We start from the raw sequence: 21,854 nt of genomic DNA, 5'->3' as shown, positions 1-21,854 counted from the left end.
GTTCCCCGCGCCCCTCAAAAAGCAGGGGCTGCGCCCCGTGCTTTTTGCTTTCAGGGGCGCGGGGAACTGCGCGAGAAGCCCCACCGGGCCCGCGGACTCACGACAGACCGGCAGCCCAGTCGTACCCCTTCAGATACGGGTCCGGCTCGATCGGCTTGCCGGAGTTCCAGACCTCCTCGATCAGCCCGTCCGAGCCGATCCGGCCGATGCGGGCCGTCTTGTAGACGTGCTGGGTCGCGCCGTCGACGATGACCCGACCCTCGGGGGCGTCGAGTTCGATGCCGGCGGAGGCCTTCTTCACCTTGGCCACGTCGAAGGAGCCGGCCTTCTCGACCATCTCCTTCCAGAGGTACACGGAGATGTACGCGGCCTCCATCGGGTCACTGGTCGGCTTGTCCTTGCCGTAGGCGGCCTGGTAGGCGGCCACGAACTTCGTGTTGGCGGCGCCCGGCGTGGTCTCGTAGTAGTTCCAGGCGGTCAACTGGCCCTCCAGGTACTGCGTGCCGATGCTCTTGACCTCCTCCTCGGCGATCGACACCGAAAGGACCGGCAGGCTCTTGGCACTCAGCCCGGCGGACTTGTACTCCTTGAAGAAGGCCACGTTGCTGTCACCGTTGAGGGTGTTGAACACGGCGTCCGCGCCCGCGTCCTTGACCTTGTTGACGATGGTGCTGAACTCGGTGGAGCCGAGCGGCGCGTAGTCCTCGCCGACCACCTTCATGCCCTGGGCCTCCGCGTACGCCTTGATGATCTTGTTGGCGGTGCGCGGGAAGACATAGTCGCTGCCCACCAGGTACAGCCGCGTCAGGCCCTGCTTCTTGAGGTAGTCGAGGGCGGGCACGATCTGCTGGTTGGTGGTGGCGCCGATGTAGAAGATGTACGGGGACTGCTCCAGGCCCTCGTACTGCACGGGGTAGAACAGGAGCGACTTGTAGCGCTCGAAGACCGGCTTGACGGCCTTGCGGCTCGCGGAGGTCCAGCAGCCGAAGGTGGCGACCACCTTGTCGTCGGTGATCAGGGCCTCCGCCTTCTCGGCGAAGGTCGGCCAGTCGGAGGCGCCGTCCTGACTGACGGGCTTCAGCTTCTTGCCGAGGACGCCACCGGCGGCGTTGATCTCCTTCACCGCGAGCAGCAGCGCGTTGTGCACGGTGACCTCGCTGATGGCCATGGTGCCCGACAGTGAGTTCAACAGACCCACCTTGACGGTGTCGCCGGAGGTGTCCGCCTGTGCTCCGGCGGCCGACGACGTGCCGCTTCCGGTCTTGGCTCCGCACGCGCTGAGGGCGGCGGTCGTGCCGAGCGCCGAGGCGCCCGCGAGGAGACCGCGTCTGCTGATGCCGATCCCGGACATGCCGTACCTCCTAGGTCGCTGAAGTGCGACCACAGCCTGCGAGGAGACTGTTTCCCTCGCGTTTCGTGGCAATTGAAGAACAGTTTCCTGAGGAAGTATTTTTCTGAGACCACGAAATACTTGTTACTTCCCAGGGAAAGGATGTACTCCTGGTTTGTTTGTCAGGAGCTGGGTGATCGAAGGTAAGGTCCTGGCAGCACCGTCGTGGGGGCGACCGAAGGCGAGTTGAGGAGTGCGATGGCGAGGCGGCCCGAGGAACTGATCCATCTGCTGACCCGTGTCGAGCGCCTCTCCGTGCGCCGAGTGCACTCCGTGCTCGACGAGTTCGGCTGTTCCGTCGAGGCGTGGCGGGTCCTCGACCTGCTCTCCGACGGGCAGGGCCACAACATGACGGCCCTCGCCGAGCACGCCTTCCTGCCGGCGCCGAGCCTGACCAAGCTGATCGACCAACTCGTCGACCAGAACCTGGTCTTCCGCCGCGTCGACCCCGTGGACCGGCGCCGGGTCCTCGCCCACCTCACCCCGCGCGGCCTGGAGCGCTGGCAGTCGCTGTCCCGCGAAGTACGCGCCGACTGGGCCGAGTTGGAGCCGCTGCTGACCGACGAGGACGGCAGACGGCTCGAACCGCTGCTGGACCGGCTGGCCCGGACCCTGGAGAGCGGCGGTACCGCCGACGGTCGGGGCAAGGTCACCGCGGGTCGTGCGGAGCGCGCAGCTGGGCGAGGACGTTGAAGTCGTAACCGTCCGCCTGCGCGAGGTAGATGCGCTGGCGCACATGCCGCCCGTCCAGGCTCAGCAGGCCGCGCGGCCCCTCGTAGGAGACGGTGTCGGCGGTCGCCCCGATCGCGGTCACGTCCAGGGCGCGCGCCCGCTCGACGAGCGCCGCGAGCAGCAGGACACCCTCGTAACAGGACTCGCCGAGGCTGCCCGGCGTCGGCGCCTCAATACCGAAGCGGCCGGCGTACTGGCCGTGGAAGTCCAGGGTGTTCTGGTCGGCGAGGGAGGCGAAGAACCCGGCCGTGCTGTACAGGTCGAGGGTGGCGTCGGGGCCGCTGCCCATCAGCATGTTCTCGTCCATCAGCGTGCTCAGCCGCAGACACCGCCGGTCGAGTCCGAAGGCGGCGAAGGCCCGGTTGAAGCGGACGGCGTCACTGCCGACCAGGAGCATCAGGACCCCGTCGGCGTCGGCCCGCTCGATGCGCCGCAGGACGTCCTCGAAGTCCTCGGTGCCCAGCGGCAGATACGCCTCCCCGCAGACCCGGCCCCGGCACGCGCGGGCGTAACCCCGGGCCGCCCGCGCGGTGCGGCGGGGCCACACATAGTTGTTTCCGACGACGAACCAGCGGCGCGTGCCCCGGGCCTCGGCGAGCAGCCGCATGGCGGGCAGCAGTTGCCGGGACGGGGTCTCGCTCGTCATGAAGACGCCCTCGGTGCGCTCCCCGCCCTCGTACAGCGCCGTGTACACATACGGCACCCGGTGCGCGATGCGCGGGGCCACCGCCTGGCGTACGGAGGAGATGTGCCAGCCGGTGACGCCCTGGACCGCGCCCGAGGCGACCAGGGCCTCGACGTCCTCGGCGACCCGCGACGGCTCGGCCCCGCCGTCGACCTCGATCAGCCGCAGCTCCCTGCCCAGCACTCCCCCCGCCTTGTTGACCTCCTCTGCGGCCAGCCGTGCGCAGGCGCCGCAGGTGGGGCCGAAGATGCCGGCGGGCCCCTGCATCGGGTAGACGAGGGCGACGTTCAGGGTCGAGGCGTCGGCCGTGAACCACTCGGGGGTGTGGAGGCGCGGCGGTGGCCGGTTCATGGCCTCATGATGGCGTGATCGTCATCGGCGCCCCAGGTGGTGCCACGGATCGAGACCGATTCGTAGGCGCGGCTCGCGAAGACGCGGGGCGTGGGCGGGCGTCCGGCGGGCGGGCGAGTGGGCGAGGGCGGGCCGGGGTTCAGCCCGTCGTCCACTTCTCCTCGATCCGCCCGAACCGCCAGACCAGCAGGGCGACCGCCCAGGTGACGAAGAACAGGCCGACGACGACATAGCCGACGGTGTTGAGGTCGAGGCCGGAGACCCGGTCCCAGAACGTGCCGTGCAGATGCGCCTTCTCGGCCACGAGGCCGAGCAGTTCGACCGTGCCGATGATGAGGGCGACGGCCACCGAGAGGCCGGTGATGGTGAGGTTGTAGTAGACCTTACGGACCGGGTTGGCGAACGCCCAGCCGTAGGCGAAGTTCATGAACGAGCCGTCGATCGTGTCCAGGAGCGACATACCGGCCGCGAACAGGATCGGCAGGCACAGGATCGCGTACCAGGGCAGCCCGGAGGCGGCTCCCGAACCGGCCAGGACCAGGAGCGCGACCTCGGTCGCCGTGTCGAAGCCGAGGCCGAAGAGCAGGCCCAGCGGGAACATCTGCCACGGCCTGGTGATCGACTTCATCAGCCGTCCCAGGAGCCGGTTCATGAAGCCCCGGCTGTCGAGGTGCCGTTCCAGCGTGGCCTCGTCGAAGGCGCCCGAGCGCATCCCCCGGAACACCTTCCAGATGCCCACCATGATCACCAGGTTGATGATCGCGATGATGTACAGGAAGGTCCCGGAGACGGTGGTGCCGACCCAGCCGGTGATGTCGTGCAGTGCGGAGCCGTCGTCGTGCACCGGGTCGGCGAGCGCCTTGACGCCGAGGGTGAGCAGGAAGGTGAGGGCGAAGACGATCGACGAGTGGCCGAGGGAGAACCAGAAGCCGACCGACAACGGGCGCTGCCCCTCGCCCATCAGTTTGCGGGTGGTGTTGTCGATGGCGGCGATGTGGTCGGCGTCGAACGCGTGCCGCATGCCCAGGGTGTAGGCGGTGACGCCCATGCCGATGCCGAAGGTCTTGCCGCCGACGCCGTAGTGCTCGGGGGCGACGATCACCACCAGCGTGAACCAGCCGATGACATGCAGCGCCAGGATGAACCCGGCCATGCCGCCGAGACTCGCCCACTCCTCGCGGGTCATCGAGGCACGGATCCGACGCCATGAGAAACCGCCCTGATCTGCCTGATCTGACCGATCTGCCTGATCTGTGGGGGCCGAGCGGGCGGTGTCGGGAACGGTGGCCATGGGGCGGGTGCCTTACCTGTCGTGCCGCGTGCGTGGTGTCGAGCCCCTTCAGCTTTGTGCGGTGTGGTCGTAGCTGCAACTGGGTCGCAGTAAAGCTCGTGCCACGTTTCGGTCAGGCCGAGGCCGGAGCCAGGCTCTCCCAGTGGACCGCGCGGTCAGGCGGTGACCCCGAGGGCCACCGCCGCCGCGACGGCGGCACCTCGTATCGTCCAGCGATGTGACCTGCGGGTTTGGGTTCGGACGTGCGGCCTGGGGTCCGTCAGGCGGTTCCTCCGCGGCGGGACTGGAGCCACCAGGCACCGCCGCCGAGCACGAGAAGGACGACCGCGCCGATACCGAGGGGTACGGCGAGGGAGCCACCGTCGTCGTCGGTGCTGTCCGCGGCGGCCTCCGCCGACGGTGCCGACGACTCGGCGCTCGGCTCCGGCGTGGGCGAGGCGGTCGTGGGCTCTTCCGAGGGGGTGGGGCTCACCACTTCGGCGCCGGGCGCGGCGGCCTTCAGGTCCAGACGGGGTGCCGGGTGACCGTGGCCGTGGCCGTCCCCTCCGGACTCCTCCTCCAGTTCGATCCAGCGGTCCACCTTGCCGTCGCTGTACGACTGGAGGGTCTTGAAGACCAGCGACTTGGCGTCGGGCAACTGCCGTACGGTGACGGCGTACTCGACGTCCTCCCCCACCGCGAGCTTCGCGCCCGAGACGGTGAAGCCCCGGTCGGTGGGGGCGAACTTCCAGCCGTCCGGCCCCTCCTTGTAGGTGATGTCGGCGGGGACCAGGCCCTCGGGGAGGATCACCTCCAGCTTGGTGATGCCGGCCGAGGCGGACTCCGACTCCGCGGAGAAGGTCAGTTCGACGTTCTGGTCGAGGGCGCGGGCGCCCTCCGCCTCGACCTCCGCGTGGGCCGCGGCCGGCCCCGCGGTGGCGACGGCGACCGCGAACGCGGCTGCGGTGAGAACGCCGAGACGGCGTGAACTGCGTACCAAGGTCGGGCGGTGCACTGCGGACTCCCTGTGCCGACGGCGTGAAGGGTGAATTCAAGCGCAGGGCGTGACCTGTGGCCAAGGGCGACCAGGTGTGCGAGCGGTTCCGGCCATCCGTCGGCATCGTGGGGGCGCTCGTGTGCGGCGTGGGGGTGGTGGGGCGTGCGCCGTGGTGTGAGCTGTTCCACGGCGCCCGCGCGCCCCTCGTCTCCGCTTGTCAGCGCCCTTATATGGGCACTACTGTCACCACGCCTTGGTGAACGGGAAATCCGGTGTCATGCCGGTGCGGCCCTCGCCACTGTGATCGGGAAGTCCGGCTCCAGTCCTCACGGACAGCCACTGGGTCCTTGTGACCCGGGAAGGCGGAGCACGGGCGGTGGTACCCGTAAGCCAGGAGACCGGCCAAGGCGCGTCAACCATCCACGAGGTGCTGGAGAGGGTCTGCTGAGCCATGCACATAGCCGAGGGTTTCCTTCCTCCGGCGCACGCGATCGCCTGGGGCGTCGCGTCCGCGCCATTTGTCGTCCACGGAGTACGGGCACTCACCCGTGAGGTCAAGGAGCACCCCGAGAGCACGCTGCTGCTCGGTGCCTCGGGAGCCTTCACCTTCGTCCTGTCCGCGCTGAAGCTTCCGTCCGTCACGGGGAGTTGCTCCCACCCCACCGGCACCGGCCTGGGCGCCATCCTGTTCCGGCCGCCGATCATGGCCGTGCTGGGCACCATCACCCTGCTCTTCCAGGCACTGCTGCTCGCCCACGGCGGCCTGACCACGCTCGGCGCGAACGTCTTCTCGATGGCGATCGTCGGCCCCTGGGCGGGCTACGCCGTCTACCGGCTGCTGCGGCGGTTCGATGTGCCGCTGATGGTCACGGTGTTCTTCGGCGCGTTCGTCGCCGACCTGGTCACCTACTGCGTCACCAGCGTGCAGCTGGCGCTCGCGTTCCCCGACCCGAGCAGCGGCTTCCTGGGCGCGCTCGGCAAGTTCGGCTCCATCTTCGCCGTCACGCAGATCCCCCTCGCCGTCAGCGAGGGCCTGCTCACCGTGCTCGTGATGCGTCTGCTGGTGCAGTCGAGCAAGGGCGAACTGACCCGGCTCGGCGTGCTCCTCACCGGCAGGCGCGACCGCACCGCGACCGAGACCGAGGCGGTGGCCCGATGAGCAGGAACACCATGAACAAGAACACGAAGATCAACGCCCTGCTGCTGCTCGTCGTGGCCGCGCTCGCCGTCCTGCCGCTGGCCCTCGGCCTCGGCGACCACAAGGAGGAACCCTTCACGGGCGCCGACGCGGAGGCGGAGACGGCGATCACCGAGATCAAGCCGGACTACGAGCCCTGGTTCTCCCCGCTGTACGAGCCGCCGTCCGGCGAGATCGAGTCGGCGCTCTTCGCCCTTCAGGCGGCGCTCGGCGCGGGCGTCCTCGCCTACTACTTCGGTGTCCACCGGGGCCGACGCCAGGGCGAGGCACAGGCCTTGGCGCGACTGGGCGGCGGGGCCGACGACCCCGGAACGGCTCCGACGACCCCGGCGGCTGCGGCGACCCCGACGACCCCGGCGACTCCGGTGACTCCGGTGGGCGCGACGGTCGCACCGGCCTCGAAGGCCGCCACCGGCGACGAAGGCCCGGCCGGTGGCACCGGGGAGCCCCCGGCCGGGCGGGCCTGACCTCCCGTGCTGCCGATCGACGCGGCGGCGCACAGCAGTCGCTGGCGCCGCCGCCACCCCGTGGACAAGGCCGTGCTCGGGCTCGGCCTCACCCTGCTCGCGATCTCGCTGCCGCCCTGGCCCGGCGCGGCCCTGGTCCTGCTGACCGCGCTCGTCGTGCTCCTCGGCCCGGCGGGCGTGCCCGGCCGTCGGCTGTGGCGTGCCTACCGGGTGCCGTTGGGCTTCTGTGTGACCGGCGCGCTGCCGCTGCTCGTCCAGGTCGGCGGGCCCGACGGGTTCGTGACCCTGGCCGACGGCGGCCCGGTCCGCGCCGGGGAGTTGCTGCTGCGCACCTCGGCGGCCTCCCTGGGCGTCCTCCTGTTCGCCTTCACCACACCCATGTCGGACCTGCTGCCGCGCCTGGTGAAGGCCGGGGTGCCCGCGCCCGTCGTGGACGTCGCGCTGGTCACGTACCGCATGAGCTTCCTGCTCCTGGACTCCGTGCGCCGGATCCGGGAGGCGCAGGCGGCCCGGCTGGGGCACACCACACGGGCCGCCACCTGGCGTTCGCTCGCCGGCCTCGGCGCCACCGCGTTCGTCCGGGCCTTCGACCGGGCGGCCCGGCTGCAGACCGGGCTCGCCGGACGCGGTTACGACGGCACCCTGCGCGTCCTGGTGCCCGAGGCCCGGGTCTCGGCCCGGTTCACCGTGGCCAGTGTCGCCCTGCTCGCGGCGGTGGCCGCCCTCACCCTCGTACTGGATTCGTCCTGGAAAGGCCGCTGACATGAGCGAGCCCGTGCTGGTCGCCCTGCGGGGCGCGTCCTTCGCGTACGAGGACGGTCCCGCCGTGCTCAGCGATCTCGACTTCGAGGTGCGTGAGGGGCGCGCGCTCGCCCTGCTGGGCCGCAACGGCAGTGGCAAGACCACGCTGATGCGGCTGCTCAGCGGTGGACTGCGGCCCCGTACGGGCGGGTTGGCGGTCGAGGGGCGGGCGGTGACGTACGACCGCAAGGGGCTGACCCGGCTGCGGACGACCGTTCAACTGGTCGTGCAGGACCCGGACGACCAGCTGTTCGCGGCGTCGGTCGCGCAGGACGTGTCGTTCGGGCCGCTGAACCTCGGGCTGTCCGACGCGGAAGTGCGGGCCCGCGTGGACGAGGCACTCGGCGCGCTCGGCATCGCGGCCCTCGCCGACCGGCCCACCCATCTGCTCTCCTACGGCCAGCGCAAGCGCACCGCCATCGCCGGCGCGGTCGCGATGCGGCCCCGGGTGCTGATCCTCGACGAGCCGACCGCCGGGCTCGACCCCGACGGACAGGAACGGCTCCTCGCCACCCTGGACGAGCTGCGCGGGTCCGGCACCACGGTCGTGATGGCCACGCACGACGTCGACCTCGCCCTGCGCTGGGCCGACGACGCGGCACTGCTCACCCCGTCCGGCGCGCGGACGGGCCCGGTGGCCGCGATGCTCGCCCGCGCGGATCTCGTCGAGCGGGCCGGGCTACGGCTGCCCTGGGGCATCGCGGTCGCCCGACTGCTCCGGGAACAGGGGCTGTTGAGCGGAGAGGAGCCCGGTCCGCGTACGCCGGACGAGCTGGCCGCCATGGCGGGGGCGCGCGTGGCTCCCCCGATTCCGGCCGACGGCTGACACACCCGGGAGTCCTCGGCCGGGCCGCCTCAGATCCGCAGGCCGTAGGTGCGGATCGCGGTGCCCCCGAAGACCTCCCGGTCTTCGGCGGGACTCAGCGCGGGCATCACCGACTCCGCCACGTCGATGACTTCGAGATAGTCGGAGGCGAGGTTGCAGACGGGCCAGTCGGAGCCGAACATCAGCCGGTCGGGGCCGAAGGCGTCCAGCACGGTGTCGGCGTACGGGACGAGGTCCGCGACGGACCAGGAGTTCCAGTCCGCCTCCGTGACCAGACCGGAGAGCTTGCACACGGTGTTCGGCAGGGCGGCCAGCCGCCGTATCTCCCCCGCCCATGGCTCCAGTTCGCCGGAGGCGATGGGCGGCTTCCCCAAATGGTCCAGGACGAAGGTGAGTTCGGGGAGCCGGGCCGCCGCCTCCACGGCGGCCGGGAGCTGGTGGGGCTTGACCAGGAGGTCGTAGACGAGTCCCGCGTCGGCGACGGCGGACAGGCCCCGCAGCACGTCCGGGCGCACCAGCCAGCGCGGGTCGGGTTCGCCCTGCACCTGGTGGCGGATGCCCACCAGATGCTCGCCGCCGAGCCCTTCGCGCAGCTCGGCGAGGTGCTCGGCCACGTCGGGCGAGGTGAGGTCGGTCCAGCCGACGACCCCGGCGACCACGTCGCTGCCGGCGGCCATCGCCAGGAACTCGGGGGTCTCCTCGGGCACGGTGATCGTCTGCACCAGCACGGTGGCGGTGACACCGAGGGAGCGGGCCGTCGCCTCCAGCTCACCGAGGGTGAAGTCACGGCGCAGCGGGGCGAGTTCGGGACCGGTGATCCAGTCCTGGTCGCGGACGGAGAGGTCCCAGACGTGGTGGTGGGCGTCGACGACGACGGGGTCGGTGTCCGTGCCGGTCACAGTTCCCACACCACGGGCAGGCCGGCGTCTGAGCCTTCCGCCGAGTAGTCGTGGACGACGTCGAGCAGGTCGGCCATGCGGGCCTGCCAGGCGATGTTGACCGGCAGTTTCTCCAGCTCGGCGATCATCGCCGCGTAGTCCTCGACCTCCAGCAGGTGGAAGAGGTCGGTGCCGCTGCGCCAGATCGTCCACGCGCTCACCCCGGCGGCTCGGATCGCGGCGGTCAGCTCTTCCGGGACCTCGCGGTGGGCCGCCTCGTACTCCTCGACGCGGTCGGCGCGGACCTTGGTGTGCAGGGCGACCCTCACGACGGCTCCTTCACAACGGCTCCTTCACGACGGCTTCTTCGACGACGGCTTCTTCGACGACGGGACGGGGGTGTTCGGGTGCAGCAGCCCCTCGGCGCGCAGGTCGTCCCACAGGGCGGCCGGGAGCGGGCGGCCGAGCAGGTCGACCGCGTCGCGCACCTCCTCGGCGGAGCGGGCGCCGGTCAGCACGGACGCCACCGCCGGGTGGGCGAAGGGGAAGGCCAGGGCCGCGCCGCGCAGCGGTACGCCGTGGCGTTCGGTGACGGCCTTCAGCCGCAGGGCGCGGTCGAGGACGGGATCCGGGGCGGGGGCGTAGTCGTAGGTGGCGCCGGGCTTCGGGTCGATCAGCAGCCCGGAGTTGAAGACACCGCCGATCTGCACGCTCCGCCCTCGGGCTTCGGCCTCGGGAAGCAGTGCGTCCAGGCCCTCCTGTTCGAGGAGGGTGTAGCGGCCGGCCAGCAGCACCACGTCGATGTCGGTGTCGCGCAGGAAGCGGGTGGGTACGGGGCACTGGTTCATGCCGACGCCGATGGCACCGACGACGCCTTCGCCGCGCAGCCGTTCGAGGGCCGGGTAGGCCTCGTCGAGGGCCTGTGCGGCGTGGTCGTCGGGGTCGTGGAGGAGGACGATGTCCACCCGGTCGAGGCCCAGGCGGCCCAGGCTGGCTTCGAGGGAGCGGCGAACGCCGTCGGCGCTGAAGTCCCAGACGCGGCGGTGGGTGGCGGGCACGGCGAAGCCGTCGGCGAGGTCGTCGCCGTCCCCGTCGGCGGGCACCAGCAGCCGGCCGACCTTGGTGGAGATCGTGTACGACTCCCGGGGGCGGCCTCGGAGCGCGGCGCCCAGGCGGCGTTCGGAGAGGCCGAGGCCGTAGTGGGGTGCCGTGTCGAAGGTGCGGATCCCGGCGTCCCAGGCGGCGTCGATCGCGGCGGCGGCCTCCTCGTCGGCGACCGGGCGGAAGAGGTTGCCGATACCGGCCGCGCCGTACGCCAGTTCGGTGACCTGGACGTCGGTGCGGCCGAGGGGCCTGGTCCTCATGAGCCGGCCGGGCGGAGCCGGAGTCCCTGCATACCGCCGTCGACGGCGAGGGCGGTGCCGGTGACGGAGGCCGCGGCGGGGCTCGCGAGGTAGACGATGGCGGCGGCGACCTCGTCGGCGGTGACCAGGCGGCCCATGGGCTGGCGGGCGTTGAGGGCGGCGCGCTCGGCCTCGGGGTCATCGGCGGCGTCGAGGAGCCGGCCGACCCAGGGGGTGTCGGCGGTGCCGGGGTTGACGCAGTTGACGCGGATGCCCTCGCGGACGTGGTCGGCGGCCATGGCGAGGGTCAGCGAGAGGACGGCGCCCTTGCTGGCGGAGTACAGGGCACGCTGCGGCAGGCCGGCGGTGGCGGCGATGGAGCAGGTGTTGACGATCGCCGCGTGCGACGACCCGCGCAGATGGGGCAGGGCGGCGCGGCTGGTGCGGACCATGCCGAGGACGTTGACGTCGAGGACCCGCTGCCATTGGAGGTCGGGGTTGTCCTCGACGGTGCCCTGGGCACCGATGCCCGCGTTGTTGACGAGGATGTCGAGGCCGCCGAGCCGCTCGACGGCCTCCGTGACGGCGGCCCGTACGGAGGCGTCGTCGCTGACGTCGGCCTTGAGGCCGAGCAGCGGCGCCGAGGCCCCGGAGGGGTCGAGGTCGAGGACGGCCACGGCGGCGCCCCGGGCGGCCAGCAGCCGGGCGGTGGCGAGCCCGATCCCGGACGCGCCTCCGGTGACGATCGCCTTGAGACCCGACAGTTCGCCGGTGCCCGTGTCTGTCTGCTCGATCATGCGACTTCCTCCCGTCCAGCGAGGTCGGCGGCCCAGAACGTGCCGTCCGGGTAACGGTATTCGGCGAGCGACTCGGGGTGCATGGTGGCGGAGAAACCGGGGGTCAGGGGGGCGGCGTAGTGGCCCTCGCGCATCACCACCGGGTCGGTGAAGTGCTCGTGGAGGTGGTCGACGTACTCGATGACCCGGTCGTCGGTGGTGCCGGAGAGGGCCAGGTAGTCGAACATGGACAGGTGCTGGACCAGTTCGCACAGGCCGACGCCGCCGGCGTGCGGGCAGACCGGGACGCCGAACTTCGCGGCGAGCAGGAGGATCGCCAGGTTCTCGTTGACGCCGCCGACGCGGGCCGCGTCGATCTGGAGGACGTCGAGGGCCTCGGCCTGGAGGAGCTGCTTGAAGACGATGCGGTTCTGGACGTGTTCGCCGGTGGCGACCTTGACGGGGGCGACGCCCCGGCGGACGGCGGCGTGGCCGAGGATGTCGTCGGGGCTGGTGGGTTCCTCGATCCAGTACGGGTCGAAGGCGGCGAGGGCCCGGGTCCATTCGACGGCCTCGTCGATGTTCCAGCGCTGGTTGGCGTCGATGGCGATGCGTACGCCGTCGCCAACGGCTGCCCGGGCGGTGCGCATCCGGCGCAGATCGTCGGCGAGGTCGGCGCCGACCTTCAGCTTGATCTGGGTGAAGCCGTCGGCGACGGCCTGCTTGGCCAGCCGGGTGAGCTTCTCGTCGGAGTAGCCGAGCCAGCCCGGGGAGGTGGTGTAGCCGGGGTAGCCGCGCTCCACGAGCCTGGCCTCGCGCTCCGCGAGCCCGGTACGGCCCTCGCGCAGCAGCCGGAGGGCGTCCTCGGGGGTGAGGGCGTCGGCGATGTAGCGGAAGTCGACCTGGGAGACCAGCCACTCGGGTTCGGCGTGGGCGAGCAGCCGCCACAGGGGCTGTCCGGCGCGTTTGGCGGCGAGGTCCCAGACGGCGTTGACGACGGCGCCGATGGCCATGTGCATCACGCCCTTCTCGGGGCCGAGCCAGCGCAGCTGGCTGTCGCCGATCAGGTCGCGGTTGACCGAGCCGGGGTCGGCGCACAGCTCGTCGACCGAGCGGCCGAGCAGATGGGGCCGCAGGGCGCCGATCGCGGCGACCTGGACGTCGTTGCCGCGGCCGATGGTGAAGGTGAAACCGTGGCCTTCGAGGCCGTCTCCGGCGTCGGTGCGCAGCACGACGTACGCGGCGGAGTAGTCGGGGTCCGGGTTCATGGCGTCCGACCCGTCGAGCTCCCGCGAGGTGGGGAACCGGATGTCGTAGGTGTCGACCGCGGTGATCCGGGCGGGGGTTCCAGTCAAGGGGGTGCCTTTCACGCTTGGCCGAAGGTCTGGCGCTGGCTCCCGAGCCCGTCGATCTCTAGCTCGACGGTGTCACCGGGGCGGAGGTAGGGGGTGCCGGGCAGGCCGAGGGCGACGCCCGCGGGCGTACCGGTGTTGATCACGTCACCGGGCTCCAGGACCATGTACCGGCTGAGGTACGCCACGATCTCGTGGACCGGGAAGATCATGTCGCGGGTGTGCCCGTGCTGGCGCTTGACTCCGTTGACGCTCAGGCGCAGCCCGAGGTCCTGGGGGTCGCCGGCCTCGTCGGCGGTGACCAGCCAGGGGCCCATCGGGTTGAAGGTCTCGCAGGACTTGCCGAGGTCCCACTGCGAGGAGTACTCCAGCTGGAACTCGCGCTCGGAGACGTCGTGGCTGACCACGTACCCGGCGATCGTCTCGGCCGCCTCCTCGGGGCCCTCCAGATAGCGGGCCCGGCGTCCGATGACGACGCCCAGCTCGACCTCCCAGTCGGTCTTGACCGAGCCGCGCGGGATCAGCACCTCGTCGTAGGGGCCGACGACCGTGCTCGGGTCCTTCATGAAGACCACGGGGCGCGGCGGGATGGCGGCGCCGGTCTCGGCGGCGTGGTCGCGGTAGTTCAGGCCGACGCAGATGACCTTGCCGGGGCGGGCGACGGGGGCGCCGATCCGTGTGCCGGCGGTGTCCAGTTCGGGCAGGGTGCCCGCCCGGACCGCCGCGCGGGCGCGGTCGACTCCGCCGGAGGCGAGGAAGGCGCCGTCGATGTCGGAGGCCACGGAGGACAGATCCAGCAGCCGGCCGTCGTCACCGCGGACGGCGGGCCGCTCCTCTCCCGGGGCGCCGACGCGTAGCAGTTTCACTGGGGCAGCTCCCTTGCCATGGGTTCGTTCATTCATCGGAGGAATGGCGCACCGTGACTTTAGGGGCAGTTCGGCGCCCTGACAACGTATTCCTCGGATGTATTTGATCGACAGGGAGCTGTTGCACAGGTCACAGATCCGGCATATACGAATTCATCCCTATCATGATCGCCACGAGCCCCCTTGATCGAGTGCGCAATTCATCGAGGGAGACCTCTTGTCAACTCCGGCAATGCCGTCGTAACGTCCTCGACGTCCGAGATACATCGGAGGAATCGCCCCACTGCATCGTGGCCGTTCGAACTCCGCTGCTCGTTCACCGGCTGACCCTCAATCCCTCCCCTCCGACGCTCCGCGCATGCCTGTTCCGGAGGGCGGTATCCCCGTCCTGGCTAAGGAGAACCCGGCCATGAAGCTCGCTCGCACCCGCTCCACCGCCGCAGCGGCCTGCGCCCTCGCGGCCCTCACCCTCCTCACCGCGTGCAACCGTGACAGCTCCTCCGGTTCCGCCGGATCGGGCGGTGACAAGCCCGCCATCGGGATCGATCTGCCGCGCTCCGACTCGGACTTCTGGAACTCCTACGCCGAGTACCTGAAGAAGGACGTCAAATCCGAGGACATCAACGCGCTGCCGCTCAGCAACTCGCAGAACGACATCACCAAGCTCGTCGCCAATGTGCAGGTGTTCCAGAACACGGGCGCCAAGGCCGTCGTCATGGCCCCCCAGGACACCGGGGCCATCGCCTCCACCCTCGACACGCTCGCGTCGAAGAAGATCCCCGTGGTCAGCGTCGACACCCGGCCCGACAAGGGTGACGTCTACATGGTCGTGCGCGCCGACAACCGGGCGTACGGCACCAAGGCCTGCGAGTTCCTCGGCGAGCAGCTGGGCGGCAAGGGCAAGGTCGCGGAGTTGCAGGGCGCCCTGGACTCGATCAACGGGCGGGACCGTTCCGAGGCCTTCGCGGAGTGCATGAAGACGAAGTTCCCGGACATCAAGGTGTTCGAGCTGCCCACCGACTGGAAGGGCGACGTGGCCTCCGCCAAGCTGCAGAGCCTGCTCGCCCAGCACCCCGACCTCAACGGCATCTACATGCAGGCCGGCGGTGTCTTCCTGCAGCCGACCCTGGCCCTCCTCGAACAGAAGGGCCTGCTGAAGCCGGCCGGGCAGAAGGGCCACATCTCGATCATCTCCAACGACGGCATTCCGCAGGAGTTCGAGGCGATCCGCAAGGGACAGATCGACGCCACGGTCTCCCAGCCGGCCGACCTGTACGCCAAGTACGCGCTGTACTACGCCGAGGCCGCGGCCGACGGCAAGACGTTCAAGCCCGGCAAGACCGACCACGACTCCACGATCATCGAGATCCCCAACGGCCTGGAGGACCAGCTCCCGGCGCCGCTGGTGACCAAGGACAACGTGGACGACAAGACCCTGTGGGGCAACAACGTCGGCTAGGTCCGCGAGCGCCGATCGAGTCGACGACCGGGCGGAGGGACGCGGCCCGTCCCTCCGCCCGCACCCCCGTGCATCCACCCCACGAAGGACGGTATCCACCATGGCGGACACCGCGACCGCCCCGGCGGGCGGCGGCGGGAACCCTGCCGCCGGGAGCCCTGCCCCGGTGGCCGAGGCCACCGGCATCAGCAAGAGGTTCGGCGCCACCGTCGCGCTGCGCGACGCCCGGATCACCATCGCCCCGGGCGAGTCGCACGCGCTGGTCGGCCGCAACGGCGCCGGCAAGTCGACGCTGGTGTCCATCCTGACCGGCCTGCGGAGCGCCGACACCGGCACCCTGCGCTTCTCCGGCGAGGCGGCGCCCCCCGTCGGGGACATCGACGCCTGGCGCTCCAAGGTCGCCTGCGTCTACCAGAAGTCCACGATCATCCAGGACCTGACCGTCGCCGAGAACCTCTTCCTCAACCGGCAGAGCGACGGCGCCCTGCGGCCCATCCGCTGGAAGCAACTGCGCGCACGGGCCGAGGAGTTGCTCGCCGGGTACGGCGTGGACGTGAAGGCCGACGCACGGGCGCGGGATCTCACCGTCGAGCAGCGGCAGTTCGTCGAGATCGCGCGCGCCCTGTCGTTCGGCGCGCGCTTCATCATCCTCGACGAGCCGACCGCGAAACTCGACGCCCGAGGCATCAACCGGCTCTTCGACAAGCTCCGCGACCTCCAACGGCAGGGCGTGGCCTTCCTCTTCATCTCCCACCATCTGCAAGAGGTGTACGACCTCTGCACCACCGTCACGGTCTACCGCGACGCGGCCCACATCCTGACCGCGCCCGTCGCCGAACTCCGCCATCAGGCACTGGTGGAGGCCATGACCGGGGAGAGCACCGTCACGGCGGCGGAGACCGTCGAGAACCGTCCCCCGGTGCGGTCCGACGCCCCCGAACTCCTGACGGTCGAGGGCCTCACCCTGCCCGGCGCCTGCGAGGGCCTGTCGCTGTCGGTGCGCGCGGGCGAGGTGGTCGGCCTCGCCGGGGCGGCGGCCAGCGGCAATGTGCGGGTGGGCGAGACCATCGCCGGACTGCACCGCCCCGAGCAGGGCACGGTATCCGTCGGCGGACGCCGGGTACGCGGCGGCAGTGTGCCGTCGGCGCTCGCCGTCGGGGTCGGGCTGGTCCCGGAGGACCGGCATCTGCAGGGGCTGGTCAACAACCGCAGCGTGGCGGAGAACGCGACGCTCACCGTCACCGACCAGCTCGGCCCGTACGGCACGGTGCTGCCCTCCCGGACCCGGATCTTCGCCCAGCGCATGATCCGGGACCTCGACATCAAGACCCCGGGCGGCTCCACCCCCGTGTCGGCGCTCTCGGGCGGCAACCAGCAGAAGGTGGTCGTGGCCCGCGCCCTGGCCACCGACCCGCACGTCCTGGTCGCCATCCGCCCCACCAACGGGGTGGACGTCAAGTCCAAGGAGTTCCTGCTGCGCCGGATCCGGCAGATCGCCGACGGCGGGAAGGCCGCGCTGATCGTCTCCGACGAACTGGACGACCTGAAGGTGTGCGACCGGCTCGTGGTGATGTTCCACGGGCGGGCGGTCGCCGAGTTCGACCGGGGCTGGAAGGACGAGCAGGTGGTCGCGGCGATGGAGGGCGTGGCAGGCGTGGCCGAGCGGGCGGAAGCGTCCGCCGCCGCCACGGACGCCGCCTCCCCCGATGCCGCCTCTCCCGATGCCACTTCCTCCGCCACCACCTCTGACATCACCGAAGAGCACGGAAGGTAGCCATGTCCGCCACCACTGATGTCACCGACCCCGCCACGAGCGTGGCGCGGGAGACCCCCGGGGACACCCGCCGCGGGCTCGGCCTCGGTCGCTTCCGTGAACTGTCCCTGGTCCCGGCGATCCTCGTCCTGGGCCTGATCGGGTTCATCGTCTCGCCGGCCTTCCTGACCGCCGACAACCTCATCGGTGTGGCCCAGCAGTCCACCGAGCTGAGCCTGCTGGTGCTGGCCACCGCGCTGATCCTGATCTGCGGCCGGATGGACCTGTCCCTGGAGTCCACGATCGGCGTGGCGCCCGTCATCGCCGTCTGGCTGGTCCTGCCGACCAGCGGCGCCCGGTTCACGGGCCTCGGCCTGCTGCCCGAGTGGACGGCCGTACCGCTCTGTCTGCTGGTGGGCGTGGTCATCGGGGCCGTCAACGGGTTCCTGATCCTGAAGCTGCGCCTCAACGGCTTCATCGTCACCCTCGGCATGCTGACCATGCTGCGCGGCCTCCAGGTGGCGCTGTCCGAGGGCCAGTCCATCGTGGAACTGCCGTCCTCCTTCACCTACTTGGGCAAGGCGTCCTGGCTGGGGGTGCCGGCCGCGATCTGGATCTGTGTGGTGCTGTTCGCCCTCGGCGGCAGCGCGCTGGCCTGGCTGCGGCACGGGCGGGCGCTGTACGCGATCGGCGGCAACGCCGAGGCCGCCCGCACGGCCGGTATCCGCGTGGACCGGATCGTGTGGGCGGTGCTGATCCTCGGCAGTGTGCTGGCCGCGTTCGCCGGCATCCTCTACAGCGGCCACTACGGGTCCATCTCGGCGACCCAGGGCAGCGGCTGGATCTTCCAGGTGTTCGCCGCGACCGTCATCGGCGGGGTGAGCCTCAACGGCGGCAAGGGCTCGGTGTTCGGCGCGCTGACCGGTGTGCTGACGCTGCAACTCGTCGTGAACGTCATGACGTTGGCAGGTGTGCCGCCGCTGTGGAACCAGTTCCTCAACGGCGCGATCATCATCGTCGCACTGATCATCTCCCGCTTCGCCTCGGGCGAGAAGCAGGAGTAGTCCCGGTAGCCCCGGTACAGGGAGGCACCTCGTGGCACTGACGGACGAGGCGATGGACAAGATCAAGGCGATGATCGTGGCCGGTGAGCTGGCGCCGGGCTCCCGCCTGCCCAAGGAGGAGGTCCTCGCCGCCCAGCTCGGCCTGTCCCGCAGTTCGCTGCGGGAGGCGGTACGGGCGCTGACCGCGATGCGGATCCTGGTCACCCGGCAGGGCGACGGCACCTATGTGTCCAGTCTGGAGCCGCATCTCCTGCTGGAGTCGCTCTCCTTCGCCTCGGACGTCTCCCAGGGGCAGACGGCCCTGCAACTGCTCCAGGTACGGCGGCTGCTCGAACCCCAGGCGACGGGGGCGGCGGCCGCCCTGCTCACCGCCGGCGACCTCGTCGAACTGGGCGCCATCCTGGAGCGGTCGCGGGCCGCCGCCACGGTCGAGGAGTTCGTCGGCCACGACATCGCCTTCCATCTGCGGATCGTGGAGGCGGTCGGCAACCCGGTGCTGTCCATGCTGCTGCGGGTGCTCTCCACCCGTACCCAGCGGGCCCGGATCGTCCGGGGCACCAGCACCGAACGGTCCGTGGAGCACGCGCACCGGGAGCACGAGGAGATCCTGCGCGCCCTGCGGGCCCGTGACGCCGCGCTGGCCGTGTCGGCGGCGACGGTCCATGTCGCGGCCGTGGAGCAGTGGATGGCGGCCGGGCTCGACGAGGATCCCCTCTGCGCGATCGAGGGCTGACCTCGGTCGGCACCGGCCGCCGGGCGCGCTCACATGTCGGTGGCGTCCACCAGCTCGCCGAGGTCGACGAACTTGAAGCCGGTGCCCGTGCGGGTGCCGCCCTCGCCGTCCGGGACCTCGGGGGTCTCGTGGCCGTCCTGGACGACGAGGAGGCCGCGCGGATAGCGGCGGCCCAGCGGGGCGTTGAGGACGGCGGCGCCGTCGCACTCCTCCACGCTGTCGAGCGTCGGCGAGGCGGCGCCGATGCGGAAGCCGCCCTCGTACTCGTTGCCCTCGCTCACCTCGCGGTCGTACAGGGCGAAGGTGTTGTCCCCCTGGCTGGAGGCGAGCAAGTAGCCGTCGCCGTCCTGCTCCTGATAGATCGTCAGGCCCTCGACGTCGGCCGACAGCCGCTTCCCGCCGTAGCCGGGGTCGGCGCCCGGCGCGCACTCCTCGGTCTCCTCGTCGTAGGTGCCGGGGACGCCGTACTCCTTGGTCCGGTCGACCAGGACGGGCTTGCCGGTGAGGTCGGCGCGCAGGCGCCAGATGCCGATGTCCTCCTGGCCGGCGTAGAGGGTGCCGGTGGCGGGGTCGACGACCATGCCCTCGACCTGCGGGAGTTCACCGGGTTCGCCGCAGGGGCTCCAGGTGCTGCCGTCGGGCAGGCGGAAGGAGGACGGCAGGTCGAGGGTGCGGATCTTGCGGTAGCCGACCTTGCCGCCCGCCGCCGGGAGGAGTTCGAGCAGGGCGAGACGGGTGCGTTCGCGCTGACTGACCAGGGCGTACGTGCGGCCGGTGGCCTTGTCCGTCCAGGTGGCGAGGCCGTACGCGGTGCGCTGGTCGTTGATCTCGGCCTGATCGGCGGAGAAGACGGGGGCGGCGGCCGGGTCGGTGATGTCGGTCAGCGGGCCGTTCCGGCGGGAGGGGTCGACGCGGTAGATCCGCAGCCGGTCGTTGCCCCGGTCGCTGACCACCGCCACGTCGGCCCGGCCCGCCGAGGTGCGCAGGCCGGTGACGAGGTCGACGTTGTTGTAGCGGCCCGGGGCGTCGTCCTCGGTCGGCGGCTTCGGCGGGGACACCGACTGCACCAGGCGGGCGTCCAGGTCGTAGACGCGCAGACCGCCCTCCTTCGCGGTGGCGACGACGAGGCTGCGGCCGGGGTCGGCGGGGTTCCGCCAGATCGCCGGGTCGTCGGCGTCGGAGTTGCCGCCGGCCTCGTCGTCGTACAGCGCGGCCGACTCGCTCTTCGCGGTCACCGTCGGGAGGGCGGACGACGTACCCGCTCCCGCCGGGGAGGCCGCCAGGAAGGTGGTCAGCGCGGTGCCCGAGGCGATGAGGGCGGCTCTTCGAGCAGTGCGGGGCGTTCTCACACGCGCTCCCTTGAATGTCGTCGATGGTCGGGGACATGCAGATGGTGCGGAGTGAAGCTTGCGCGCAGACGGACGTGACCTGTCCATGCCGCTGTGGTGAAGTGGCCGTGGATTGGCTGAAGTTCGCCCAGTCGTCACCTGATGAGGCGCGCCGGGCGGGTGCTGACGTGGAGCGCGTGCTCCAGCGGGCCGCGGCGGAAGAACCGGGTCCAGACGGTGGCGAGCACCATCGCGGCCAGAAGGTAGACGAGGAGGTCGACGAGCGCGGGCCCGGTCTCCTCCTCCATGCCGAACTCCCGGATGGCGAGGATGTGGAGGACGTACGCGGTCAGGGCCGTCATACCGACGGCGCGCACGGGGGTGGCGAGGCGTGCGAAGCGCGGCAGCCGGTCCATGGCCGTCACGCATCCCACCACGACCAGCAGTGCGACACCGGTGTTGCCGAGGATGGAGAAGGTCGTCTGGCTGTGCGGCGCGCCCACCAGGAGCCAGGCCGCCGGGGTGTCGTCGACGAGGTAGCCGACGGTGTCGGACCACCAGGCCGAGGCCGCCGCATCGCCGTCGGTGGCGGCGGCGACGGTGGCCCGCGCGTGCGGGACGAGACGGAGGGCCAGCCAGGACCCGCCGTAGCCGAGCACGGCCAACATGCCGCCGGTTACGGCCAGTTGGGTGCGGGTCGTGCTCCGGGTGAGGTCGAGGCGGGCGACCGCCATACCGGCGAGCATGAACGACGCCCAGGTGAGCACGGGGTATTCGCCGGTGAAGAGCAGCTCCATGAAGCCGTCCGTGTCGCTGACCCGGGCCAGCGGATCGGCGGCGATGATCGCGTCCGCCCAGCTTCCCTCCTCGATCGACAGCCGTACCACGTACAGGACTTGGGGCATGACGAGCGCGGTAGCGGCGGCGAGGAGCGCGAGTGTCCGGGCCCGCAGCCGGTACAGCGGGAGGACGGCGAGGAAGGTCAGCCCGTAGAAGGCGAGGATCACGTCGACGTCGGTGTCGAGGGCGGTCAGCGCGAACCCCAGGGCGATCAGGACGACGGAACGGATGGCCATCCGGGCGACCGCCTGCCGTCCGGCGCGCCCGGTGCGCGGGTGCGGGCGGCCGGTGATCAGGACGAGGGTGAAACCGGCGAGCAGCGCGAACAGCGCGGAGGAGCGGCCCCGCGCCAGCTCCATGACGAAGCCCAGCGGCCCGCCGGCCGCCGGGTCGGGGCCGACATGGGCGGCGTACATCCCGAAGACCGCGAGCCCACGGGCCAGATCGATGCCGATCAGCCGGCCGGTGGAGGGCCCGCCGGAGCCCGCGGCGGGGGCGGCGGGCTCGGGGACGACAGGTGCGGGAGTGGGGGCGGTGGGCTCGGGGACGACAGAGGGGTGGGCGGCCGGCCCGGTGGCCGGCTTGGACGACAGGTCCGATGACGTGTCAGGTGTCATGGCCTTCAGAGTCGGGGGCGCGGGGGGCGCGTTCCCATCCGGCGGGTGGCTGGAGGGTCCCCCGCCGACCAGCCGGAGTCCCCCCGCCAGGTGACGGGAAACCGGGAGGAAAGGGAACCCGGCGGCGA

General features: G+C 71.1%; 21 protein-coding genes and 1 riboswitch. Of the genes, 9 read left to right on the top strand and 12 right to left on the bottom strand.

Annotated features, from left to right (window positions below; genetic code table 11):
* Positions 1 to 97 precede the first annotated feature (97 nt).
* Positions 98 to 1,351 carry an urea ABC transporter substrate-binding protein gene (urtA, locus tag ABT147_RS35200; protein ID WP_351413878.1) on the bottom strand — a complete coding sequence of 418 codons (1,254 nt, stop codon included), beginning with the start codon at positions 1,349 to 1,351 and terminating at the stop codon, positions 98 to 100.
* A gap of 237 nt (positions 1,352 to 1,588) precedes the next feature.
* Between urtA and ABT147_RS35195 the strand changes: the two genes are divergently transcribed.
* A complete protein-coding gene (locus ABT147_RS35195; RefSeq protein WP_351413876.1) occupies positions 1,589 to 2,083 on the top strand; it encodes a MarR family winged helix-turn-helix transcriptional regulator in 495 nt (164 codons plus the stop codon).
* Here the strand turns inward: ABT147_RS35195 and ABT147_RS35190 are convergent.
* From ABT147_RS35190 to ABT147_RS35180, 3 genes are all read right to left on the bottom strand, one after another.
* Positions 2,040 to 3,158 carry a substrate-binding domain-containing protein gene (locus ABT147_RS35190; RefSeq protein WP_351413875.1) on the bottom strand — a complete coding sequence of 373 codons (1,119 nt, stop codon included), beginning with the start codon at positions 3,156 to 3,158 and terminating at the stop codon, positions 2,040 to 2,042. The genes ABT147_RS35195 and ABT147_RS35190 overlap by 44 nt on opposite strands.
* A 139-nt stretch (positions 3,159 to 3,297) precedes the next feature.
* Positions 3,298 to 4,449 carry a Nickel transporter NicT gene (nicT, locus tag ABT147_RS35185; protein ID WP_502983213.1) on the bottom strand — a complete coding sequence of 384 codons (1,152 nt, stop codon included), beginning with the start codon at positions 4,447 to 4,449 and terminating at the stop codon, positions 3,298 to 3,300.
* Positions 4,450 to 4,708: 259 nt separating this feature from the next.
* A complete protein-coding gene (locus ABT147_RS35180) occupies positions 4,709 to 5,443 on the bottom strand; it encodes a DUF1775 domain-containing protein (RefSeq protein WP_351413870.1) in 735 nt (244 codons plus the stop codon).
* A 219-nt stretch (positions 5,444 to 5,662) separates the two neighbouring features.
* Positions 5,663 to 5,846, top strand: a riboswitch (cobalamin riboswitch).
* Positions 5,847 to 5,876: 30 nt separating this feature from the next.
* Here ABT147_RS35180 and ABT147_RS35175 point away from each other — a divergent pair.
* The 4 genes from ABT147_RS35175 to ABT147_RS35160 are packed head-to-tail and all read left to right on the top strand — an operon-like array spanning position 5,877 to position 8,717.
* Positions 5,877 to 6,584 carry an energy-coupling factor ABC transporter permease gene (locus tag ABT147_RS35175; RefSeq protein ID WP_351413868.1) on the top strand — a complete coding sequence of 236 codons (708 nt, stop codon included), beginning with the start codon at positions 5,877 to 5,879 and terminating at the stop codon, positions 6,582 to 6,584.
* An 11-nt stretch (positions 6,585 to 6,595) separates the two neighbouring features.
* On the top strand, positions 6,596 to 7,090 hold the full coding sequence (locus ABT147_RS35170; RefSeq protein ID WP_351413891.1) for an energy-coupling factor ABC transporter substrate-binding protein: 495 nt from the start codon (positions 6,596 to 6,598) through the stop codon (positions 7,088 to 7,090).
* 6 nt (positions 7,091 to 7,096) lie between these two features.
* On the top strand, positions 7,097 to 7,852 hold the full coding sequence (gene cbiQ, locus ABT147_RS35165) for a cobalt ECF transporter T component CbiQ (protein WP_351413866.1): 756 nt from the start codon (positions 7,097 to 7,099) through the stop codon (positions 7,850 to 7,852).
* 1 nt (position 7,853) lies between these two features.
* Positions 7,854 to 8,717 carry an energy-coupling factor ABC transporter ATP-binding protein gene (locus tag ABT147_RS35160; RefSeq protein ID WP_351413864.1) on the top strand — a complete coding sequence of 288 codons (864 nt, stop codon included), beginning with the start codon at positions 7,854 to 7,856 and terminating at the stop codon, positions 8,715 to 8,717.
* Positions 8,718 to 8,746: 29 nt separating this feature from the next.
* Here ABT147_RS35160 and ABT147_RS35155 read toward each other — a convergent pair whose 3' ends face one another.
* The 6 genes from ABT147_RS35155 to ABT147_RS35130 are packed head-to-tail and all read right to left on the bottom strand — an operon-like array spanning position 8,747 to position 13,932.
* On the bottom strand, positions 8,747 to 9,616 hold the full coding sequence (locus tag ABT147_RS35155) for an amidohydrolase family protein (protein ID WP_351413862.1): 870 nt from the start codon (positions 9,614 to 9,616) through the stop codon (positions 8,747 to 8,749).
* Positions 9,613 to 9,924 carry an L-rhamnose mutarotase gene (locus ABT147_RS35150; protein ID WP_351413859.1) on the bottom strand — a complete coding sequence of 104 codons (312 nt, stop codon included), beginning with the start codon at positions 9,922 to 9,924 and terminating at the stop codon, positions 9,613 to 9,615. The genes ABT147_RS35155 and ABT147_RS35150 overlap by 4 nt, the downstream gene beginning before the upstream one ends.
* 24 nt (positions 9,925 to 9,948) lie before the next feature.
* The gene (locus tag ABT147_RS35145) at positions 9,949 to 10,959 is read right to left on the bottom strand and encodes an aldo/keto reductase (protein ID WP_351413857.1); all 1,011 of its coding nucleotides are present in this window, start codon (positions 10,957 to 10,959) and stop codon (positions 9,949 to 9,951) included.
* Positions 10,956 to 11,735 carry an SDR family NAD(P)-dependent oxidoreductase gene (locus tag ABT147_RS35140; protein ID WP_351413854.1) on the bottom strand — a complete coding sequence of 260 codons (780 nt, stop codon included), beginning with the start codon at positions 11,733 to 11,735 and terminating at the stop codon, positions 10,956 to 10,958. The genes ABT147_RS35145 and ABT147_RS35140 overlap by 4 nt, the downstream gene beginning before the upstream one ends.
* Positions 11,732 to 13,069, bottom strand: a complete 1,338-nt coding sequence (locus ABT147_RS35135) for an L-fuconate dehydratase (RefSeq protein WP_351413851.1) — start codon at positions 13,067 to 13,069, stop codon at positions 11,732 to 11,734. The genes ABT147_RS35140 and ABT147_RS35135 overlap by 4 nt, the downstream gene beginning before the upstream one ends.
* A gap of 11 nt (positions 13,070 to 13,080) precedes the next feature.
* Positions 13,081 to 13,932 carry a fumarylacetoacetate hydrolase family protein gene (locus ABT147_RS35130; RefSeq protein ID WP_351413849.1) on the bottom strand — a complete coding sequence of 284 codons (852 nt, stop codon included), beginning with the start codon at positions 13,930 to 13,932 and terminating at the stop codon, positions 13,081 to 13,083.
* Between the two features lie 409 nt (positions 13,933 to 14,341).
* On the opposite strand from ABT147_RS35130, the gene ABT147_RS35125 reads away from it, so the two are divergent.
* From ABT147_RS35125 to ABT147_RS35110, 4 genes are all read left to right on the top strand, one after another.
* Complete coding sequence (locus ABT147_RS35125; protein ID WP_351413889.1) at positions 14,342 to 15,391, top strand: sugar ABC transporter substrate-binding protein; 1,050 nt, start codon at positions 14,342 to 14,344, stop codon at positions 15,389 to 15,391.
* A 100-nt stretch (positions 15,392 to 15,491) separates the two neighbouring features.
* Positions 15,492 to 17,165, top strand: coding sequence for a sugar ABC transporter ATP-binding protein (locus tag ABT147_RS35120; RefSeq protein ID WP_351413846.1), 1,674 nt, complete (start codon positions 15,492 to 15,494; stop codon positions 17,163 to 17,165).
* A gap of 2 nt (positions 17,166 to 17,167) precedes the next feature.
* Positions 17,168 to 18,208 (top strand): ABC transporter permease, encoded by a 1,041-nt coding sequence (locus tag ABT147_RS35115; protein ID WP_351413844.1) that lies wholly within the window; start codon positions 17,168 to 17,170, stop codon positions 18,206 to 18,208.
* A gap of 31 nt (positions 18,209 to 18,239) precedes the next feature.
* Positions 18,240 to 18,941: a FadR/GntR family transcriptional regulator gene (locus ABT147_RS35110; protein ID WP_351413841.1), complete on the top strand. Its 702-nt coding sequence runs from the start codon at positions 18,240 to 18,242 to the stop codon at positions 18,939 to 18,941.
* Positions 18,942 to 18,970: 29 nt separating this feature from the next.
* Here the strand turns inward: ABT147_RS35110 and ABT147_RS35105 are convergent, their stop codons facing one another.
* Positions 18,971 to 20,290 (bottom strand): phytase, encoded by a 1,320-nt coding sequence (locus ABT147_RS35105; protein WP_351413839.1) that lies wholly within the window; start codon positions 20,288 to 20,290, stop codon positions 18,971 to 18,973.
* A gap of 134 nt (positions 20,291 to 20,424) precedes the next feature.
* Entirely contained in the window at positions 20,425 to 21,726 is a 1,302-nt protein-coding gene (locus tag ABT147_RS35100; protein WP_351413836.1) for a DUF418 domain-containing protein, read from the bottom strand.
* Positions 21,727 to 21,854 lie beyond the last annotated feature (128 nt).

The sequence above is a fragment of the Streptomyces sp. NPDC001868 genome, assembly GCF_040297125.1.
Lineage (GTDB): Bacteria > Actinomycetota > Actinomycetes > Streptomycetales > Streptomycetaceae > Streptomyces.
This window is presented reverse-complemented; position numbering and strand designations above follow the sequence as displayed.